We start from the raw sequence: 19,181 nt of genomic DNA, 5'->3' as shown, positions 1-19,181 counted from the left end.
TAAATTTAGTTATATAAAACATGAAAAATGTACACAATATAATAATCTACGAATACTTTTATATTTGTTGTTTATCTTGACTTTAAATTAAAAAATTAAAATACATGTCTAGAAAATTTCCTTTTGGAGTAGCAACTGGTAATCTCGTTTTGGAAATATTTGAATATGCTAAGGAAGAGGTTTTTGCTATCCCTGCTGTAAATGTTATTGGATCTAATACTATAAATTCAGTAATGGAAACTGCTGCAGAAGTAAATTCTCCTGTTATTATTCAATTATCTAATGGAGGTGCTATTTTCAATGCAGGAAAGGGGTTGAATAATTATAAACAACAAGCAGCAATAAAGGGGTCTATAGCTTGTGCTATGCATATTCATGAACTAGCTTCATTTTACAAATCAACAGTTATTTTACATACAGATCATTGCTCTAAATATTTTTTACCATGGATAGATGGATTGATTGAAGCAAATGAACAATATTTTAACCGTTTTGGAAAAACTCTGTTCAGTTCACATATGCTAGATTTATCTCAAGAACCATTGAAAGAAAATATTAGAATTTGTGAAAAATATTTTGAAAAAATGAATAAAAAAAACATGACCATTGAGATAGAATTAGGTGTAACAGGTGGAGAGGAAGATGGTATAGATAATTCTCATATAGAAAACAATAAGTTGTATACTCAACCTAAAGATGTTAGTTACGCTTATGAAAAATTGATGAAAATAAGCAAAAATTTTATTATAGCTGCTTCATTCGGAAATGTACATGGAGTTTATAAACCGGGTAATGTAGTACTTCGTCCTAAAATACTGAAAGAAACACAAAAATACATACAAAAAAAACTTATTACAAAGAATAAACCGGTTTCTTTTGTTTTTCATGGTGGATCTGGATCTTCTAGGAAAGAAATAGAAGAATCTATTAGTTATGGAGTTGTTAAAATGAATGTAGATACTGATTTACAGTACGCTTTCACTTGTGGAGTAAGGGATTATATGAAAAATAATGAAGAGTATTTAAGAAAACAAGTAGGAAATCCAGAAGGAAAAAATATTCCAAATAAAAAATATTATGACCCTAGAGTTTGGTTAAGAAAAGGAGAAGAGTCCTTTAAAACTCTTTTAAAAAAATATTTTGAATTTATGAATAATATTAATACTTTATAAGAAAAAAATATGGCTTGGTTTTTGAGAAAAAAAAAAAATATTTTAACTCCTGTAGACAAAAAAAAAGATTTACCAAAGGGATTATGGCATAGAACTCCTAGTGGAAAAATTGTAGATATAGAAGTTTTAAGAAAAAATTCTTACGTTAGTCCAGAAGATGGATATCATGTAAGAATTCATAGTAAAGAATATTTTGAAATTCTTTTTGATAACGGAAATTTTTTCGAAATTGATAAAAAAGTAATTAGTAAAGATCCCATAAAATGGGAAGACTATAAGAAATATACAGATAGAATTAAAGAAGCTAAAAAAAAAACAAATTTATATGATGCTATTAGAACAGGAATTGGAAAAATAAAAGGACTTGATGTAGTAATATCTTGCATGGATTTTTCTTTTATAGGTGGGTCTATGGGATCTGTAGTAGGAGAAAAAATTTCTAGAGCAGTAAAATACTGTATAGAAAAGAGATTTCCTTATATATTAATCTCTAAATCTGGTGGTGCTAGAATAATGGAATCTTCTTTTTCACTAATGCAAATGGCTAAAACAATTGCTAGGTTAACTCAATTGCGTGATTCTAAAATTCCTTATATATCCGTTTTAACGGATCCTACTACTGGAGGAGTTACGGCTTCTTACGCTTTACTTGGAGATATTAATATAGCAGAACCTGGAGCTCTTATTGGATTTGCTGGACCTAGAGTGATTAAAGAAACCATTGGTAAAAGTCTTCCAGAAGGATTTCAAACATCAGAATTTCTTATGGATCATGGTTTTATAGATTTAATTTCTTCTAGAACTGAATTGAAAAAAAATATATATAATTTAGTTTCTATGATGATGTAATTCAATTTATTCCCATTCGATAGTTGCCGGAGGTTTAGAAGTTATATCATAAACAATTCTATTGATTCCATCAACTTCACTGGTAATTCTATTTGAAATTTTTTCTAAAAAATCGTAAGATAAATGTGAAAAAGTTGCAGTCATAAAATCTTCTGTGTTTATAATACGTAATACTGCTGCATATTCATAAGTTCTTTTATCTCCCATAACTCCAACAGATTTAATAGGTAATAAAATGATAAAAGCTTGACTAACAGAGTCATAAATATCATGAATTTTTAATTCCTCCATAAGAATATTTTCTGCTTTTTTTAAGATATTAATTTTTTTTTCATTTATCCTTCCAATAATTCTAATGCCTAATCCAGGTCCGGGAAATGGATGTTTACGTAAAATTTCTTTTGGAATTCCTATTTCTTCCCCTAGTTTTCTAACTTCATCTTTAAATAATTCTTTTAATGGTTCAATAATTTTCAAATTCCTAAATTTAGAATCGGGTAATCCTCCTACATTATGATGAGATTTTATAGAACAACTTAATTGGCTTTTTTTAGAAGAAGATTCAATAATGTCCGAATAAATGGTTCCTTGTGCTAAAAATTCAACATCTTTAATTTTTTCAGCTTCTTCTTGGAAGATATAAAAAAATTCTTTACCTATTATTTTTCTTTTTATTTCTGGATCAATGACTCTAGATAATCTACTTAAAAAACGATTTTTAGCATCTATTATTTTAATAGATAAATTCATTTTATTGCATAATGCAAATATTCTTTCTTTTTCTTTAGAAAGAAGTAATCCTGTATCCACAAAAACACAAATTAAATAATTTTTACCAATAGCGTTATGAATAATATAAGCTGTAACAAAAGAATCAATCCCTCCAGAAAATCCTAACAATACTTTTTTTTTATTATTTATACGTTTTTTTATATTTTTTATTGCATTTTTTAAAAAATTTTTCAATTTCCAACTTTTTTCACATTTGCAAATGTGAAAAACAAAATTTTTTAACATATATATTCCATATTCTGTATTTTTCACTTCTGGATGAAATTGCACAGCATAAATTTCTTTGTTTATATGTTTAAAAGCTGCAATAGAGCAAGAAGGAGTATAACCTATAGTTTTATAGTTTTTGGGAAGTATTTTAATTTCATCAAAATGACTCATCCAAACAATAGATTTTTTCGGAATTTTATAAAACAATTTATTGTTGGAATTATTAATAGTAAAAGAAGTTTTTCCATATTCTTGATATTTAGATTTTTCAATTTTTCCTTGAAAAAGAAAGGAAATCAATTGCATTCCATAACAAATTCCAAATATTGGTATATTTAAATTGAATATATCTTTAGATATTAATGGAGGATTATTTTCATTAACGGAGAAAGGCCCTCCTGACAAAATAATTCCTTTGGATTTTTTTGATAATAGATTGGATATAGAATTTTCATAATCTCTATATTGCAATAGAATTGTATATACCCCTATATCCCTAATTCTTCTTGCAATCATATGACTATATTGAGATCCAAAATCTAATATTAGAATTAAATCTTTTTGCATTTTTGATTTATTTATAATAGTCATACAAATAAACCTATATCTTTTCGATAATATAAATTTTCGAACTGTATTTTTTTTGCTTTATCATAAGCTATATCTCTCGCTTCTTTAATTGTATTTCCAATTCCCACTATATTTATAATACGTCCACCTGAAGTGACCCATTTTCCATTTTTTTTATTTGCTCCAGCAATATAAAAAGGTTCTTGTATTAAATTTAGTCCTATTATCATTTTTCCTCCTTTATATTCATCTGGATATCCTTCAGAAGACAAAACAACACAACAAGAATATAATTTTTTCCAAATGATGAAAATTTCTTTTTTTGAAAAAAAAGACTTAATAATATTTAAAAAATTACTTTTCATTAATGGTAATAAAGTTTGAGCTTCAGGATCTCCAATTCTAGTATTATACTCTAATAAATAAACTTTATTTGAAGTAATCATCAATCCAAAATATATAAATCCATAAAAAGTTAATTTTTCTGAAATTAATCCTTCTAAAGTTGGTTCTAACACACTTTTTTGAAAATCTTCCCAAACAGATTTTGTCACATATGGATTTGGAGCTATAGATCCCATTCCTCCTGTATTTTTTCCTATTTCATTTTCTCCAATTTTTTTATAATCTAAAGCAGATAAAAAAGGAATAATTTTTTTACCATTAAAAATGGATATAATAGAAGCTTCTTTTCCCTGAATAAAATCCTCAATGATAACTTGATTTCCAGATTTTCCAAACTTTTTTTCTATCATAATATCTTTTAAAGCTTTTTTCGCTTCATTCTTATTGTGAGCAATAATTACACCTTTTCCTGAAGAAATTCCATTTCTTTTGATAGCAAAAGAAACAGTATTACATTTATCTATAAAAGTAGCAGATTCTCGGTAGGAAGAAAAAACATTGTATTTAGGAGTACTAATTCCATATTTTTTCATGAAAGATTTAGCAAATATACGATCTCCTTCAAGTTTAGCTGCTAAATAATTTGGTCCTATTATTTTTAATCCAAAATTTTGGAAAATATCTACAATTCCTTCCATCAAGAAAATTTCAGATCCCACAATGGTTAAATCTATATGATGTTTTTTTGCAAAATCTCCTAACTCATAAAGAGTTCTTTTATTATCAATGTTTTTTCCAATTGTATTTGTACCTCCATTTCCTGGGTAAAAATAAAGATTTAATAAACAATTATCTTCTAATAATTTTTTTCCGATAGCATGCTCACGTCCTCCTCCTCCAATAATTAAAATATTCATACTTTACTTATTAATAATATTTCTAATGTTTAAAATATCTTTTACCAGTAAAAACCATAGCCATTCCATAATCATTACAAGCTTTTATAGATTCTTCATCTCGTATAGATCCTCCTGGTTGTAAAATAACATGTATTCCTCCTGAACGAAAAGCTTCATCTACAACATCACGAAAAGGGAAAAAAGCATCTGATACAAGAACTAATCCTTTTTTATTTTTTTCTAAAGCTCTTTCTATAGCTTGTCGAGCAGCCCAAATTCTATTAGTCTGTCCTCCAGAAATTCCTAGAGTTTGTGTATTTTTGGCAACAACAATTGCATTAGATTTTACATATTTTACTACTTTTTGAGCAAAAATCAAAGATTTCATCTCTTGATCGCTAATTTTTCTTTTGGTAACTATTTGAAATTTTTCTTTATTGTTTAATAAATAATCAGTTTCTTGTACTAAAATTCCTCCGTCTATTTGAACACATTCTAATTTATCTGAAACTGGATTATTTATTTTTATAATTCTAATATTTTTTTTTCTTTTTAATATATTTAATATTTTTTTTTCATATTTTGTGGATATAATAACTTCCAAAAAAATTTTATTAATTTCTTCCGATAATTTTTCCGTTATTGAAACATTAACAGCCATTACTCCTCCAAAAGATGAAACCGTATCAGAATAATAAGCTTTTTGAAATGCTTCCATAATATTGGTTCCTAATGCGACTCCACAAGGAGTAGAATGTTTCACAATACAACAAGCAGGCTCTGAAAATTGAGAGATAATTTTCCAAGCTATATCTATATCTCTTAGATTATTAAATGATAATTCTTTTCCATGTAATTGATGAAAATTTTTCATAGATCCATTGTGAAAAGTATTGATATAATAAGCTGCTTTTTGGTGAGGATTTTCTCCGTAACGAAGATTCATTTTTTTCTTATAAGGAGAATTCAAATAAATAGGGAAATTATCATTTTCAAATTCCAAAAAATATTTAGAAATAGTGGAATCATAATAAGAAGTAAAATTAAATACTTTTCCCGCTAGTTTTTTCCTCAATCCTAAAGAAGGTTCCCCATTATTTTCAATTTCATTTTTTACCAATTCACAATCATTTTCATCTACAATAGAGGTAACATAGTGAAAATTTTTAGCAGCTGCACGAAGAATAGAAGGACCACCTATATCAATAAATTCAACTAAAGAATGACAAGTTTTTTTATGATTTAATTTATCAGAAAATGGATAAAAATTAATCAATATAATATCAATTAAATGAATATTATGATAACGAATAGATTGAATATGCTTTTCAATTGATCGATTTGCTAAAATTCCACCATATATATTAGGATGAATAGTTTTTACTCTTCCATCGAGTATTTCAGGAAAAGAAGTTACTTTTGAAACTTCTATTACATTAGTCAAACCTTTTTTTATCAAAAATTGATAAGTACCATCAGTGGATATTATTTGATATCCTTTTTTAGATAAAAAACTAGCAAACTGAAATAGATTTTCGTTTTTTTTATAAACACTAATCAATGCTCTTTTCATGTTACTTGTTTTTATTTTATAATGGATTTTAAATAAAATATTTTTTCATAAAAAATTTTTAATAGATTGAATTAATATTTCTTTTTCTATAAGAGAAACTTTTTTTGATAATGATTTTGGAGTTTCTTTTGAATCAATTTTGCATGATTTTTTCAAAATTATGCTTCCTGCATCTACGTCTTTTGTTACATAATGAACTGTAGCTCCTGATAATTTTTCTTTATTTTTAATAACTTCTTTATGAACCTTCATTCCGTACATTCCTTTTCCTCCATATTTTGGTAAAAGAGAAGGATGAATATTAATAATTTTTCCATGCCACTTTTCACAAAATTCCGCGTCTAGTATAAAAAGAAATCCTGACAAAACTATAATGTTTGGAACATCTTGTATAAGAAGATTATTTATTTCCTGTGAAATAAATTTTTTTTTTCTTTTTTCTAAAGAAAAAGACATTATATTTTTTTTTAGTGCTACTTGAATTGCATGACAACGTCTGTCGGAAATAACCATATTAATTCTGAAATTAGAAAGAATACCATTTTCAATGGCTAATAAAATATGCATCATATTACTTCCTTTTCCAGAAACTAAAACAGCTATTTTTTTCATAAAATAAAAATATTTATTATCTCAAAAATACTTTTTTATTTCCTTTTACAATTTTTCCGAAAATAAAAGGATTTTCTCCTAAAAAACGAAGTCTTTCCAAAATAGGATCCTTATCCTTGTAAGATACTATTATAATCATACCTACGCCCATATTGAAAGTACTCCACATTTCTTTATCAAATAAATTTCCTTTTTTTTGAATAAAGTCAAAAATAGGTTGAATGGGGATTTTTTCTTTTTTTACTATGACATCCAAATTTTCTGGAATAATTCTAAACAAATTATCTGAAATACCTCCTCCAGTAATATGAGCTAATCCATGAATCATAAATTCCTTTAATAAAATATGAATAGGAAAATGATAAATTTTAGTAGGGGTCAAAAGAGTCTCAAAAACTGGTTTTTGCTGAAAATCTTTCATAAGGTCTTTTGTAGAAAAAATATTTCTAATTATAGAAAATCCATTACTATGGACTCCAGATGATGGAAGACCTATTAAAACATCTCCATCTCGAATCAGTTTTTTCCCATCTATAAGATGATCTTCCTCTACTACACCAACACAAAAACCAACAATATCGTAATCATTTTTTTGATAAATTCCAGGCATTTCTGCAGTTTCTCCTCCAATAAGGCAGGTATTAGTTTTTTTACAAGAAAAAGCCATTCCTTCCATTATTTTTTCCATGATGCTAGAATCGAGTTTTTCGCAAGCTAAATAATCTAAAAAAAATAAAGGAGTAGCTCCATGACATAAAACGTCGTTAGCACACATAGCAAAACAATCTTCTCCAATCAAAGAATATTTTTTATAATGAATAGCTAAACGTAATTTAGTACCAACTCCATCAACGCCAGAAACTAAAATAGGTTTCTTGTATCCACATTCATATATTTTATAAAATCCAGAAAAATGATCTAATGTACTAATAACTTTCTCATTATAAGTTTTTTCTAAAATTTTATTAATCTTAAATATGGTATTATTTTCTTTCATAATTTATTATTATATTTTTTAACTGGATAATTTCCTGTAAAACAACCAAAACAATAGTGAATGCTTCCAAGGATAGAAATAAGATTATCCATACTTAAAAATTCTAGACTATCTACGTTTAGGATTTCCGCAATTTTTTTTTTATTAACATGATTATATGAAATTAAATCTTTTTTACTTGGGGTATCTACACCTAGATAACATGGAGCTATAATAGGAGGTGAAGCACTTCTAAAATGAATTTCCTTTGCCCCAGCTTTTCTTAACACGTATACCAACCTTCGACTGGTAGTTCCACGAACTATAGAATCATCAATAATAACAATACGTTTTTTTCTTATTTCATCTAAAATAGGGTTTAATTTTAAGTTTACCATTTTTTCACGAATTTCTTGTTTAGGAAGGATAAAAGATCTACCAATGTATTTATTTTTGATTAGAATAGGTTTGAAAGGAATTCCAGAAGCTTTTGAATAACCAATAGCAGCTGGAACCCCTGAATCTGGAACTCCAATAACTACATCTGCTTCTACTGGATGTTGTTCGTAAAGCTTTACTCCACTTTTTTCACGAATTTCGTATACATTTATATTTTCAATTAAAGAATCAGGACGAGAAAAATAAATATATTCGAAAGAACATATTCTTTTTTTTGTATGTCTTTTTTCTTTTAGCATAGAAAATTGAATTGAATCTTTATCTACTATAATAATTTCTCCTGGGAATAAATCTCTTATAAAAATTCCTCCTACAGAATCTATTCCACAAGTTTCTGAACTAAATATGTAAGTTTTTTCATTCAACATTCCATAACATAAAGGACGTATCCCATTTGGATCTCTAAATGCAGCTATTTTATTATTTACAAGCACTATTACGGAATAAGCTCCTGTAATATCTATTGTTGTTTTTTGAATAGATTTTTCTAAATTATTATTAAATTCTAATAAATACTTTTGGATTAAACGTAATATTACTTCAGAATCAGAATATTCTGATATGAAATTTATTCCTTCTAATTCTAATCTTTTTCGAATATGGTGAGCATTAATTAAATTTCCATTATGGACTATAGATATAGTAGTTCTTCCATCAATATTTTCTCCAAAAAAGGGTTGAATATTTTTTTTACTTTGTCCTCCTTCTGTAGAATATCTAGTATGGCCAATAACAGAGTTTCCGTGATAACATGCAGAATTAGAAATTTTTTTAAAGAAATCTAAAACAAGTCCTTCATTTTTATGAGTAATAATATATCCATCTCGTAAAACGGAAAATCCACAAGCTTCTTGCCCCCTGTGTTGTAATGCAAATAAGCCAAATTGGATTAAAGAAAGAGTATCCACTTTTTGAGGTGAAAAAATACCAAAAATTCCACATTCATCGTGAAATTTATCATTAAAATAATTTTTAAGATTTGAAATATCTAGTTTAGATATCATTTTTTTAGAAAAAGAATATCTTTTATCCATTATTTAATGGATTATCTTATATTTAATCTTTTTAATATTTCCATATAAATATCAAATACTTTTTCTTTGACTGTATCTTTTTCCTTTTTTAATCCAATTCTAAATGAATCTTTATCTAGTTTTTTCATTGTTTTTTTATCCCAAAAACGACAAGTATCTGGAGTAATTTCATCGGAAAGCAAAATGTCATTATCACAATTTTTACCAAATTCTACTTTAAAATCTACTAAAAAAATATTTTTAGATAAGAAATATTTTTTTAGTAGATTATTTATATCTGATATTATTAAGTAAATGAAATTTAGTTCTTCATGAGAAATAATTTTTAAGAATACAGCATGATGATCATTAATTAATGGATCTTTTAATTTATCATTTTTATAAAAAATTTCAAATATCGGATTAGATAAACGAATTCCTTCTTGAACATTTAAACGTTTCGACATACTTCCAGATACAATATTACGAACAACAAATTCTAAAGGAATTATATTTACTTTTTGGCATAACTGTTCTCTATTATTTATTTTTCGTATAAAATGAGTTTTAATTCCATAAGAATTAATTAATTCAAATATTAATGTGCTAATTTCATTATTTAATATTCCTTTATCTTGTATAAACTCATTTTTTAATCCATCAAAAGCAGTTATAGTATCTTTATAATGAATCAATACTTCAGATGGATTGCTAGTTCTATATATTTTTTTAGTTTTTCCTTCTGATAAAAGATTTTTTTTAATTATACAATTCATAAATTATAATTATAAATATTGCTCTATTTCATTTTCCAATTTTTTCCTTATTTCCATCCTGAATTTTAACAATAATTTTTTCAAATCTTTATTTTTTATAGATAAAATACGAACAGCTAATAAAGCAGCATTATAAGAATTATTTATTCCTACTGTAGCAACAGGAACATCTTTTGGCATTTGTACTATGGAAAAAAGAGCATCTACACCTCCTAATAATCCATTATTATTGAAAATAGGAACTCCTATAACGGGTAATATAGTTTTTGAAGATATAATTCCAGGTAAATGGGCAGATAATCCAGCTCCTGCAATAATTAAATCTACTCCTTCAGACTCTATTTTTTTTATAGTTTCTGATAAAATATCAGGTAGTCTATGTGCAGAAATTACATAAGATTTATAGTCTATTTTAAATCTACTAAGTATTTCAGATGCTGCTTTCATATTTTTTTTATCGGAAACACTTCCAATAAATATAGCGACTTTCATAATATTATATGATTATTTTAATTTTCATAAGAAATATTGTACTGCATTTTTAAATATAGAATGTTTACGAATATTAGGAATATTTTTTAGTAATCCATAATCATAACGTTCTGGATGAGTCATTCTTCCATAAATTTTTCCATCTTCACTTAATAATCCTTCTATAGCATCTATAGATCCATTAGGATTATATAATCTTTCTAAACTAGGATTTCCTTCTAAGTCTACATATTGTGCAGCAATTTGTTTTTTCTGAAAAAGTATATTTGTTATTTCTTTTTTAGCATAAAATCTTCCTTCACTATGAGATATAGGGAGAGTATATATTTTATTTTTCATTCCATTCAACCATGGAGATTTATCTGAAATTATCTTGATATGGACACATTGTGAAATATGTTTTCCTATTTTATTATAAGTTAGTGTAGGAGATTTATAATTTCTTAGACAAATATTTCCATAAGGTAACAATCCAGATTTTATTAATCCTTGAAATCCATTACAAATACCTAATATTAATCCACCTTTATCCAGAAAAAGTTTAATGGAATCCATAATATATGGATTATGTAATATAGATACAATAAATTTTCCAGCTCCATCAGGTTCATCTCCAGCACTAAATCCCCCACATAGCATAAATATTTGTGAGGATTCTATATATTTTTTAATATGAAGTATTGATTCTATAATATTTTTGTCATCTAAATTTCTAAAAACAAAAGTATTTATTATTGATCCTTCTTTTTCAAATGCACGAATAGATTCAAATTCACTATTTGTTCCAGGAAATATAGGAATAAATACACGTGGGATTCCATTTTTTTTAAGCGTGAATTTCAATTTTACAGAATGATCATTTTTTTCAGTTTTAATTTTATTTTCTATTTTTTTAACATTATTTTTGATTTTGTTATTGTAAAATATAGAGTTAAAAGTATTCAACCACTTTTTTTCAGATTCATCTATATCAATAGATATTCCATTGAAATTTAATGATTTATCAGAAACTATTTCTCCTATTAGAAAAAAACTATCGGAAATAGGAGATGATGATTCTATAATTAAAGACCCAATACTTATTTCAAATAAACTTTTTTTACAATTTATGATTGCTCCTAAACGATTACCAAATGACATTTGAGCAATAGCAACGGAAATACCTCCATCTTTTACTGTTTTTACGGAAACTATTTTTCCAGAACAAATTCCTTTATAAATTTGATCATAAGCATTTTTAATGGATTTAAAATCTGGCATTTCATTTTTTAATGAATGATGATAATATAAATAAATCTTATTTCCTACTTTCTTAAATTCGGGAGAAATAATATTTGAACATGAACCAGTAGAAACTCCAAAAGAAATAAACGTTGGGGGTACATGTATGTTTTTATATGTTCCAGACATAGAATCTTTTCCTCCAATAGAAACTAATCCTAAAGACATTTGAGCTTGGTAAGCTCCTAGCAATGCAGAAAAAGGTTTTCCCCAATTTTTGGGGTCATTTCCTAATTTTTGATAGTACTCTTGGAAACTAAAATAAGTTTTTCTATAGTTTCCACCCATAGAAACTATTTTAGAAATGCATTCTACAATTGCATAAGCTCCTCCATGAAAAGGACTCCATGAAGAGATATCAGGATGAAATCCCCAAGACGCTAAACTAACCGTATTTGTGTTTCCTTTTAAAATAGGAATTTTATGGACGCTACCTTCAGACGGTGTCATTTGATATTTTCCACCAAAAGGCATTAAAACTGTAGTAGCTCCTACAGTACTATCAAACATTTCTACCAATTTTTTTTGAGAAGCTACATTTACTTTTGAAAGAGTATCTAAAAATTTTATTTTGCTAAATAAAATTTTTTTTGACTTCTTAAAAGGAGAAATTGAAACAGGAGATTCAACACAAACAGATTGTTCTTTACTATATCCTCTTGTATTCATAAAAGAACTTTTTACATTAAAAATTTCTTTTCCTTTATAATGAAAAATAATACGCTTATTATCAGTTACTTCAGCTATAGGAGTAGACATTATATTTTCTTGATTAGCTAAATGAATAAATTTTTTTACATCTTTAGAATCTAATACTACTGCCATACGTTCTTGAGATTCTGAAAGAGCAATTTCAAATGCTTCCATTTTTTCATTTTTTTTTGTAGGAATTTTGTCTAAATAAAGAATTAAACTATCACATAATTCTCCTATAGCAACGGAAGCTCCCCCAGCACCAAAATCATTACATCTTTTAATTAAAGAGATAACTTCTTTTTTTCTAAAAAATCTTTGAATTTTTCTTTCTATTATTGGATCTCCATTTTGTCCTTTTTGTATTATATTTTGTTTTTTATTTTCTTCATATTCCTTGGAAGAATTAGCAGCTTCTCCTATACCTTCTTTTTTTGTCAATCCTCCAATCAATAAAATTATATCCCCTTTTTTTGGTTTTTTTTGTCGAATAAAATTTACAGGAACAGCTCCAATAACCATTCCAATCTCCATTTTTTTTGCTCTATATCCTTTATGATAAATTTCATTTACATGAGTTGTTGCCAATCCAACTTTATTTCCATAAGAACTAGCTCCCATAGCTGATTCTAAACATATTTTATGTTGCGGTAATTTTCCATTGATAATTTTTTCGTTTTTTTTTGTGGGATCAGAAATTCCACTTAACCGTATAGACTGATAAACAAAAGCTCTCCCAGCTAAGGGATCTCTAATTACACCTCCTATACAAGTAGCAGCTCCACCAAATGGGTCAATTTCAGTAGGATGATTATGTGTTTCATTTTTGAATAATAAATACCACTTTTCTTTTTTTTTAGATTCCAAAACATCTACATTTATCATAATAATAGAAGCATTATGTTCTTTAGATAAAATAAAATTTTTTAATTTTCCTTTTTTATGAAAAATTGTAGAAGGAAGAACAGATAATTCCATCATACTAATTGGATCTTTTGATTTTCCTACCAAACTTTTATGCTTTAAATATTTTCTAAATATTTTTTGGTATGTTTTTTTCAAAAAACCATTAAAAGATATATTAACAAGTTTTGTATGAAATGTTTTATGTCTGCAATGATCTGACCAATAAGTGTCTAGTATCATTAATTCTTCTTTTGTTGGATTTCTTTTCTCTTTAATAAAATACTTCTGGATAAATAATAAATCGTTTTTATCCATGCATAAATTATTTATTTTTTTATGAAAATTTTTTATTTCATTAGTAGATAAATCAATAAAATTTTTTACAATTTTTACATTATTTATTTTTTTTTCTTTCTTTGATTTTGATAAAGAAATATATTCTGAATTTGTACAATATTTTTTAACTTTATGAAAAGTATTACTATTCTTATTAATTCCAATTAATTCAATTAATTTTCCACTTTTTACATAAACATTATTTGACGATTTAGGATCTATGATTTTTATGCATTGTATAGCTGCGGTTGAACGGTTTTCATCACACTTTTCAATAATGTTTTCTATATATGGATTTTTCAATTTTATTTTTTTATGTAAGATATCTGTTACAGGATCTACAAAAATTGTATACAAACTTTTTGAAAAAATTTCTTCTCTTATATTAAAAATATCATATATGTAATAAATGATTACATTAGATAATGGGATTTCCATTTTTTTAAATTCATAAAATAGTCTCCTAGATTCAATATTGAAAGGTTTTTTTTTTTGTATATAAATTTTGATATTCATCGATGTTATCAAATTTTGATATCTATGTTAGATTCATCAGAATCAATTAAATAATGGAATTTATTTAAAATTGGATTAATTTTTTTTTCAATAAATTCTAAAGTTTGATCTGAAGAGAATCCTATAAAATTTTTAGGATTCATCATTTTTTTTATTTCTTTTTCTTGAATTGGGATTCTTTTGTCATTTAAGATTCGTTGAATAAAATCATTTTTTTTACCTTCTAATTTCATAGAAGAATATGTTTCCATAGAATGGATTCGTATTCTTTCATGAATTTCTTGTCTATCTATTCCATTTTTTACACATTCTATAATTATAGATTCAGTAATTAAAAAAGGAAGTTCTTCTTGAATATGCTTTTCTATTATTTTAGGATATACTATAATATTTTCCATTATATTATTCCAAATCATTAAAATAGCGTCTACAGCTAAAAATGATTGTCCTATAACTAATCTTCTGTTAGCAGAATCATCTAAAGTTCTTTCTAACCATTGAGTAGCTGCTACTAAAGCTGAACTATTAGATAAAGAAATAACATATTTTGCTAAAGAAGCAATACGTTCACTACGTATAGGGTTTCGTTTATAAGCCATTGCACTGGATCCAATTTGATTTTCTTCAAAAGGTTCTTCCATTTCTTTTAAATTTTGTAGTAAACGTAAATCGTTGCTAAATTTATGAGATGACTGAGAAATGTTAGATAATAAGTTTAATATTTGAGAATCAACTTTTCTATCATATGTTTGTCCAGTAACCGAAAAAATGTTTTGAAATCCAAACTTATCCGATATTTTTTTTTCTAAATATTTTAATTTTTGTAAATCTCCATTAAATAATTTTTTAAAACTATCAGCTGATCCTACAGTTCCTTTTACTCCTCTAAAATGAATATTTTCTAATCTAAATTTTAATTCTTCTATATCTAGAAGTACACTTTGCATCCATAATGATGAACGTTTCCCCACAGTGGTTAGTTGAGCAGGTTGATAATGTGTAAAAGATAAAGTAGGAGTTTTATGGTATTCTAAAGAAAAATTTCTGATACGAAAAATTAAGTTAATTAATTTTTTAAATAGAATATTTAAACCATCTCGAATTAAAATAATATCTGTATTATCTCCTAAAAATGCGCTTGTAGCACCTAAATGAATAATAGGTCTTGCTTTATGTGCTTTTTCCCCAAAAGCATATAAATGTGCCATTACATCATGACGAAATTTTTTTTCAAAAAAAGAAACTCTGTTCCAATCAATATCACATAAATGATTTTTCAAGTCATTGATTTGTTCATCACTGATGTTGAACCCTAATTCTTTTTGTGTTTCTGCCAAAGATAACCATAGTTTTCTCCAAGTAGTGAATTTTTTCTCTGGAGAAAAATTATATAGCATCTCCTTGCTACTATATCTATCAACCAAAGGATTTTTATATTCTTTCACAAGAAAAATTTTTTAAGAAAAAATTTTAGAAAATAAATGTTTATTTTTAATAATGTTATGGTTTCTTTCAGAACCTACGGAAATTAAAAGTATTTCTAAATTTAGATAATTTTCAATGAATTTAATATAATTTTTACAATTAATCGGTAAATATTCATATTTACGAATATGAGATATATTTTTTCTCCAACCAGGAAAATCTATATAAACACTTTGTATTTCTTTTTCTATATTTGCTGGAAAATATTTAATAACTTTTCCATTATATTTGTATCCAACACATACTTTAATAAGTTTCAATTCGCTTAATACATCTAATTTTGTGATAATTAAACAATTAATCCCATTAATCATACAAGAATATTTAAGAGCTGTTAAATCCAGCCATCCACATCGTCTTGGACGTTTTGTTGTTGCTCCATATTCATTTCCTTTCTCACGTATAATATCACCAATATCATTCTTTATTTCTGTAGGAAAAGGTCCGTGACCTACTCGTGTACAATATGCTTTTGCCACTCCTATAAAATTTTCTAAAAAATTTGGGGGAATCCCTGCTCCTATACAAGCACCTCCAGTAGAGGTAGAAGAAGTTGTTACATATGGATATGTTCCATAATTAATATCCAATAACATAGCTTGAGCTCCTTCAAATAAAATTTTTTTTTTATTATGAAAAGCTTTATGAATTTCATAAACAACATCTATTATTCTATTAGAGATAATTTTTGCATATTCTACATATTCCTCATAAATAGATTTAAATTCTAGAGGTTTCATTTTATAAACTTTTGTAAAAAGTTCATTTTTTAAATTTATATTATATTTTAATTTTTTATAAAAATTTTCAAGATTTAGAAAATCTAACAAACGTATTCCCATACGTGCGATTTTATCTTCATAAGTTGGACCTATTCCTCGGTGTGTAGTTCCAATAGATTGATTTCCTAATATTTTTTCTTTATATCGATCTAATAAACGATGATAAGGCATGGTTATATGTGCTCTTTTTGATAGAAAAATGTTAGATGTATTAACTTTTATTAATTCTAGATTTTTTATTTCTTTAATAAAAAATTTAGGATCAACGACCACCCCAGGTCCAATAAGACATTTTACATGAGAATATATTACTCCGGATGGAATCAAATGAAGAATAAAACGACGTTCTTTGATGTGAACAGAATGTCCAGAATTGTTCCCTCCTTGATAACGGATCACATAATCTGAATTTTTAGAAAGAAGATCTGTTATTTTTCCTTTTCCCTCGTCACCCCATTGGAGACCGACAATAACATTTGAAGGCATTTGTTTACGTTTTAGATGATTCTTTAAAAACAAAGTTACAAAGTAAATCGTTATAATAGATAATAAAAAATTTCAGACTATTTTTTTAAATTTTGTTTATTTTTATATTTTCTTATATGTTTATAAGCTAATTCCGTAACTTTTCTTCCTCTAGGAGTTCTAACTAAGTATCCTTCTTTTATAAGAAAAGGTTCATAAACTTCTTCTATAGTATCTGAATTTTCACTAACAGCTGTTGCTATAGTATTAATTCCCACGGGACCACCTTTAAAATAATCTATAATATATAAAAGTATTTTATTATCCATTTCATCTAATCCGTTTTTGTCTATATTAAGAGCTTCTAATCCTAAATTACATATGTTTAAATCAATAATTCCATTTCCTTTTATTTGTGCGAAATCTCTAATCCTACGAAGTATAGAATTAGCCTGACGTGGAGTCCCTCGACTTCTATTAGCTATTTCATATGATGCTTCTTCTGTAATTGGAATATTTAAAAATTTTGCATTTCTACTCACAATATTTTTTAGAAAATCAATTTCATAATAGTTTAGTCGGAACTTAATTCCGAATCTAGAACGCATTGGTGCTGTTAATAGTCCTGACCTTGTAGTTGCACCTATTAACGTGAAAGGAGACAAATCTATTTGTACTGATCTTGCGTTAGATCCGGAATCTATAATAATATCTATTTTATAATTTTCCATAGCAGAATATAAATATTCCTCAATTATTGGAGATAGACGATGAATTTCATCAATAAAAAGAACATCATTTAATTTTAAATGAATTAATAAACCGGCTAAGTCTCCTGGTTTATCTAAAATAGATCCTGAAGTAACTGTGATATTAGAACATAATTCATTAGAAACTATATGAGCAAGAGTTGTTTTTCCTAATCCTGGAGGTCCATGAAATAAAATATGATCTAAAGAATCTTTTCTTTTTTTAGCAGCTTGAATAAAAATTTTTAAATTTTCCAATATATCGTATTGTCCAATAAAATCCTTAATAGTCTTTGGATTTAAAGATTCTTCCAATAAAGATGACATTAATTAGTTATTATATATATAAAATCAAAAAAATAATTAATAATTCAAAATTCCATGATTTTAGAACATTGATTATAGAATAATTAGTTAAATCAAATTGAATAGGTACAATAGAAATATATCCATTTTTCAATGCCCATTCATCTGTATCTATATCTATTCTTTTATCTAAATTAATAAATTCACCAAGTAACCAATAATAAGACCTTCCTCTTGGATTTAATCGTTTATCAAAATTTTCCTTCCATTTAGATTTTGCTTGTTTGCATATTTTAATTCCCTTTATTTGTTTTTGTTTTAATTTTGGAATATTTACATTTAAACTGATTACATGTTTTGAAATAGGAACAGGATGGTAAAGAACTTTTTTTGTAATTTGATAAATGTACTCTTTTGACGGTCCAAAATCAGCGTTCCAACCAAAATCTAATAGAGAAAACCCTATAGAAGGAATTCCTTCGATGCTAGCTTCAATAACCGCAGAAATTGTTCCAGAATATATAATGTTTATAGAAGAATTTGATCCATGATTAATTCCTGATACACAAATATCAGGTTTTCTTGGAAGAATTTCACTAATGGCTAATTTCACACAATCAACTGGAGTTCCTGAACATTCCCATTCTTTTTGATTTCCATTATCTATTTTCACAGAATCACAATACAAAATAGCATCCATGCTAATAGAATGCCCAACTCCAGATTGTGGTTTATTTGGAGCAACAACATATACATTTCCTAAATGATTCATAATATGAATAAGCGTTCTAATACCTGGAGCTATAATTCCATCATCATTTGTGACTAAAATAATTGGTTTCCTATTCATTATTTTCATTTTTTTTGTAAAAAAAAGCTATTTATATTAAATTTAATGCATTAATATAAGCTAATGTGATAAAC

The 19,181-nt window shown here is 26.3% G+C and carries 15 protein-coding genes; 2 read left to right on the top strand and 13 right to left on the bottom strand.

Translation table 11 applies throughout. The features are described 5' to 3' along the window. Nucleotides 1-104: 104 nt before the first annotated feature. Together fbaA and accD are read left to right on the top strand one after the other, a co-directional pair. Nucleotides 105-1,172: a class II fructose-bisphosphate aldolase gene (fbaA, locus tag H0H51_RS00795; RefSeq protein WP_185876972.1), complete on the top strand. Its 1,068-nt coding sequence runs from the start codon at nt 105-107 to the stop codon at nt 1,170-1,172. 9 nt (nt 1,173-1,181) lie between these two features. Further along, entirely contained in the window at nt 1,182-2,021 is an 840-nt protein-coding gene (accD, locus tag H0H51_RS00790) for an acetyl-CoA carboxylase, carboxyltransferase subunit beta (RefSeq protein WP_185876971.1), read from the top strand. Nucleotides 2,022-2,027: 6 nt separating this feature from the next. On the opposite strand, the gene guaA is transcribed toward accD, so the two are convergent. The 13 genes from guaA to surE all read right to left on the bottom strand — a co-directional run bounded on the left by guaA (nt 2,028) and on the right by surE (nt 19,107). After that, nucleotides 2,028-3,590 carry a glutamine-hydrolyzing GMP synthase gene (gene guaA / locus H0H51_RS00785; protein WP_185877103.1) on the bottom strand — a complete coding sequence of 521 codons (1,563 nt, stop codon included), beginning with the start codon at nt 3,588-3,590 and terminating at the stop codon, nt 2,028-2,030. Between the two features lie 20 nt (nt 3,591-3,610). Next, nucleotides 3,611-4,855 carry a phosphoribosylamine--glycine ligase gene (gene purD / locus H0H51_RS00780; RefSeq protein WP_185876970.1) on the bottom strand — a complete coding sequence of 415 codons (1,245 nt, stop codon included), beginning with the start codon at nt 4,853-4,855 and terminating at the stop codon, nt 3,611-3,613. Between the two features lie 22 nt (nt 4,856-4,877). Further along, nucleotides 4,878-6,410, bottom strand: a complete 1,533-nt coding sequence (gene purH / locus H0H51_RS00775; protein ID WP_185876969.1) for a bifunctional phosphoribosylaminoimidazolecarboxamide formyltransferase/IMP cyclohydrolase — start codon at nt 6,408-6,410, stop codon at nt 4,878-4,880. 45 nt (nt 6,411-6,455) lie between these two features. After that, the gene (locus H0H51_RS00770; protein ID WP_185876968.1) at nt 6,456-7,022 is read right to left on the bottom strand and encodes a formyltransferase family protein; all 567 of its coding nucleotides are present in this window, start codon (nt 7,020-7,022) and stop codon (nt 6,456-6,458) included. A gap of 16 nt (nt 7,023-7,038) precedes the next feature. Beyond that, entirely contained in the window at nt 7,039-8,019 is a 981-nt protein-coding gene (gene purM, locus H0H51_RS00765; RefSeq protein ID WP_185876967.1) for a phosphoribosylformylglycinamidine cyclo-ligase, read from the bottom strand. Continuing rightward, entirely contained in the window at nt 8,016-9,461 is a 1,446-nt protein-coding gene (gene purF, locus H0H51_RS00760; protein ID WP_185877102.1) for an amidophosphoribosyltransferase, read from the bottom strand. Before purF ends, purM begins: the two co-directional genes overlap by 4 nt. Nucleotides 9,462-9,502: 41 nt before the next feature. Further along, nucleotides 9,503-10,246, bottom strand: coding sequence for a phosphoribosylaminoimidazolesuccinocarboxamide synthase (gene purC, locus H0H51_RS00755; protein ID WP_185876966.1), 744 nt, complete (start codon nt 10,244-10,246; stop codon nt 9,503-9,505). A 9-nt stretch (nt 10,247-10,255) separates the two neighbouring features. Further along, nucleotides 10,256-10,738 carry a 5-(carboxyamino)imidazole ribonucleotide mutase gene (gene purE, locus H0H51_RS00750; RefSeq protein ID WP_185876965.1) on the bottom strand — a complete coding sequence of 161 codons (483 nt, stop codon included), beginning with the start codon at nt 10,736-10,738 and terminating at the stop codon, nt 10,256-10,258. Between the two features lie 24 nt (nt 10,739-10,762). Then, entirely contained in the window at nt 10,763-14,470 is a 3,708-nt protein-coding gene (locus H0H51_RS00745; protein WP_185876964.1) for a phosphoribosylformylglycinamidine synthase, read from the bottom strand. An 8-nt stretch (nt 14,471-14,478) separates the two neighbouring features. Beyond that, a complete protein-coding gene (gene purB, locus H0H51_RS00740; RefSeq protein WP_185876963.1) occupies nt 14,479-15,915 on the bottom strand; it encodes an adenylosuccinate lyase in 1,437 nt (478 codons plus the stop codon). Nucleotides 15,916-15,927: 12 nt separating this feature from the next. Beyond that, on the bottom strand, nt 15,928-17,223 hold the full coding sequence (locus H0H51_RS00735) for an adenylosuccinate synthase (RefSeq protein ID WP_185876962.1): 1,296 nt from the start codon (nt 17,221-17,223) through the stop codon (nt 15,928-15,930). Nucleotides 17,224-17,300: 77 nt separating this feature from the next. Continuing rightward, a complete protein-coding gene (gene ruvB, locus H0H51_RS00730; RefSeq protein ID WP_185876961.1) occupies nt 17,301-18,278 on the bottom strand; it encodes a Holliday junction branch migration DNA helicase RuvB in 978 nt (325 codons plus the stop codon). Between the two features lie 10 nt (nt 18,279-18,288). After that, nucleotides 18,289-19,107, bottom strand: a complete 819-nt coding sequence (gene surE / locus H0H51_RS00725) for a 5'/3'-nucleotidase SurE (protein WP_185877101.1) — start codon at nt 19,105-19,107, stop codon at nt 18,289-18,291. Nucleotides 19,108-19,181 lie beyond the last annotated feature (74 nt).

Source organism: Blattabacterium cuenoti (assembly GCF_014251995.1).
In the GTDB taxonomy this organism is placed as follows: Bacteria; Bacteroidota; Bacteroidia; order Flavobacteriales; family Blattabacteriaceae; genus Blattabacterium; species Blattabacterium cuenoti_AE.
This window is presented reverse-complemented; position numbering and strand designations above follow the sequence as displayed.

Coding starts and splice junctions, on each gene's coding strand:
- H0H51_RS00770 (WP_185876968.1), bottom strand. CDS start 7,022: ATGAAAAAAATAGCTGTTTTAGTTTCTGGAAAAGGAAGTAATATGATG.
- fbaA (WP_185876972.1), top strand. CDS start 105: ATGTCTAGAAAATTTCCTTTTGGAGTAGCAACTGGTAATCTCGTTTTG.
- purE (WP_185876965.1), bottom strand. CDS start 10,738: ATGAAAGTCGCTATATTTATTGGAAGTGTTTCCGATAAAAAAAATATG.
- H0H51_RS00745 (WP_185876964.1), bottom strand. CDS start 14,470: ATGAATATCAAAATTTATATACAAAAAAAAAAACCTTTCAATATTGAA.
- surE (WP_185877101.1), bottom strand. CDS start 19,107: ATGAATAGGAAACCAATTATTTTAGTCACAAATGATGATGGAATTATA.
- purF (WP_185877102.1), bottom strand. CDS start 9,461: ATGATATCTAAACTAGATATTTCAAATCTTAAAAATTATTTTAATGAT.
- guaA (WP_185877103.1), bottom strand. CDS start 3,590: ATGCAAAAAGATTTAATTCTAATATTAGATTTTGGATCTCAATATAGT.
- purC (WP_185876966.1), bottom strand. CDS start 10,246: ATGAATTGTATAATTAAAAAAAATCTTTTATCAGAAGGAAAAACTAAA.
- purD (WP_185876970.1), bottom strand. CDS start 4,855: ATGAATATTTTAATTATTGGAGGAGGAGGACGTGAGCATGCTATCGGA.
- purH (WP_185876969.1), bottom strand. CDS start 6,410: ATGAAAAGAGCATTGATTAGTGTTTATAAAAAAAACGAAAATCTATTT.
- ruvB (WP_185876961.1), bottom strand. CDS start 18,278: ATGTCATCTTTATTGGAAGAATCTTTAAATCCAAAGACTATTAAGGAT.
- accD (WP_185876971.1), top strand. CDS start 1,182: ATGGCTTGGTTTTTGAGAAAAAAAAAAAATATTTTAACTCCTGTAGAC.
- H0H51_RS00735 (WP_185876962.1), bottom strand. CDS start 17,223: ATGCCTTCAAATGTTATTGTCGGTCTCCAATGGGGTGACGAGGGAAAA.
- purM (WP_185876967.1), bottom strand. CDS start 8,019: ATGAAAGAAAATAATACCATATTTAAGATTAATAAAATTTTAGAAAAA.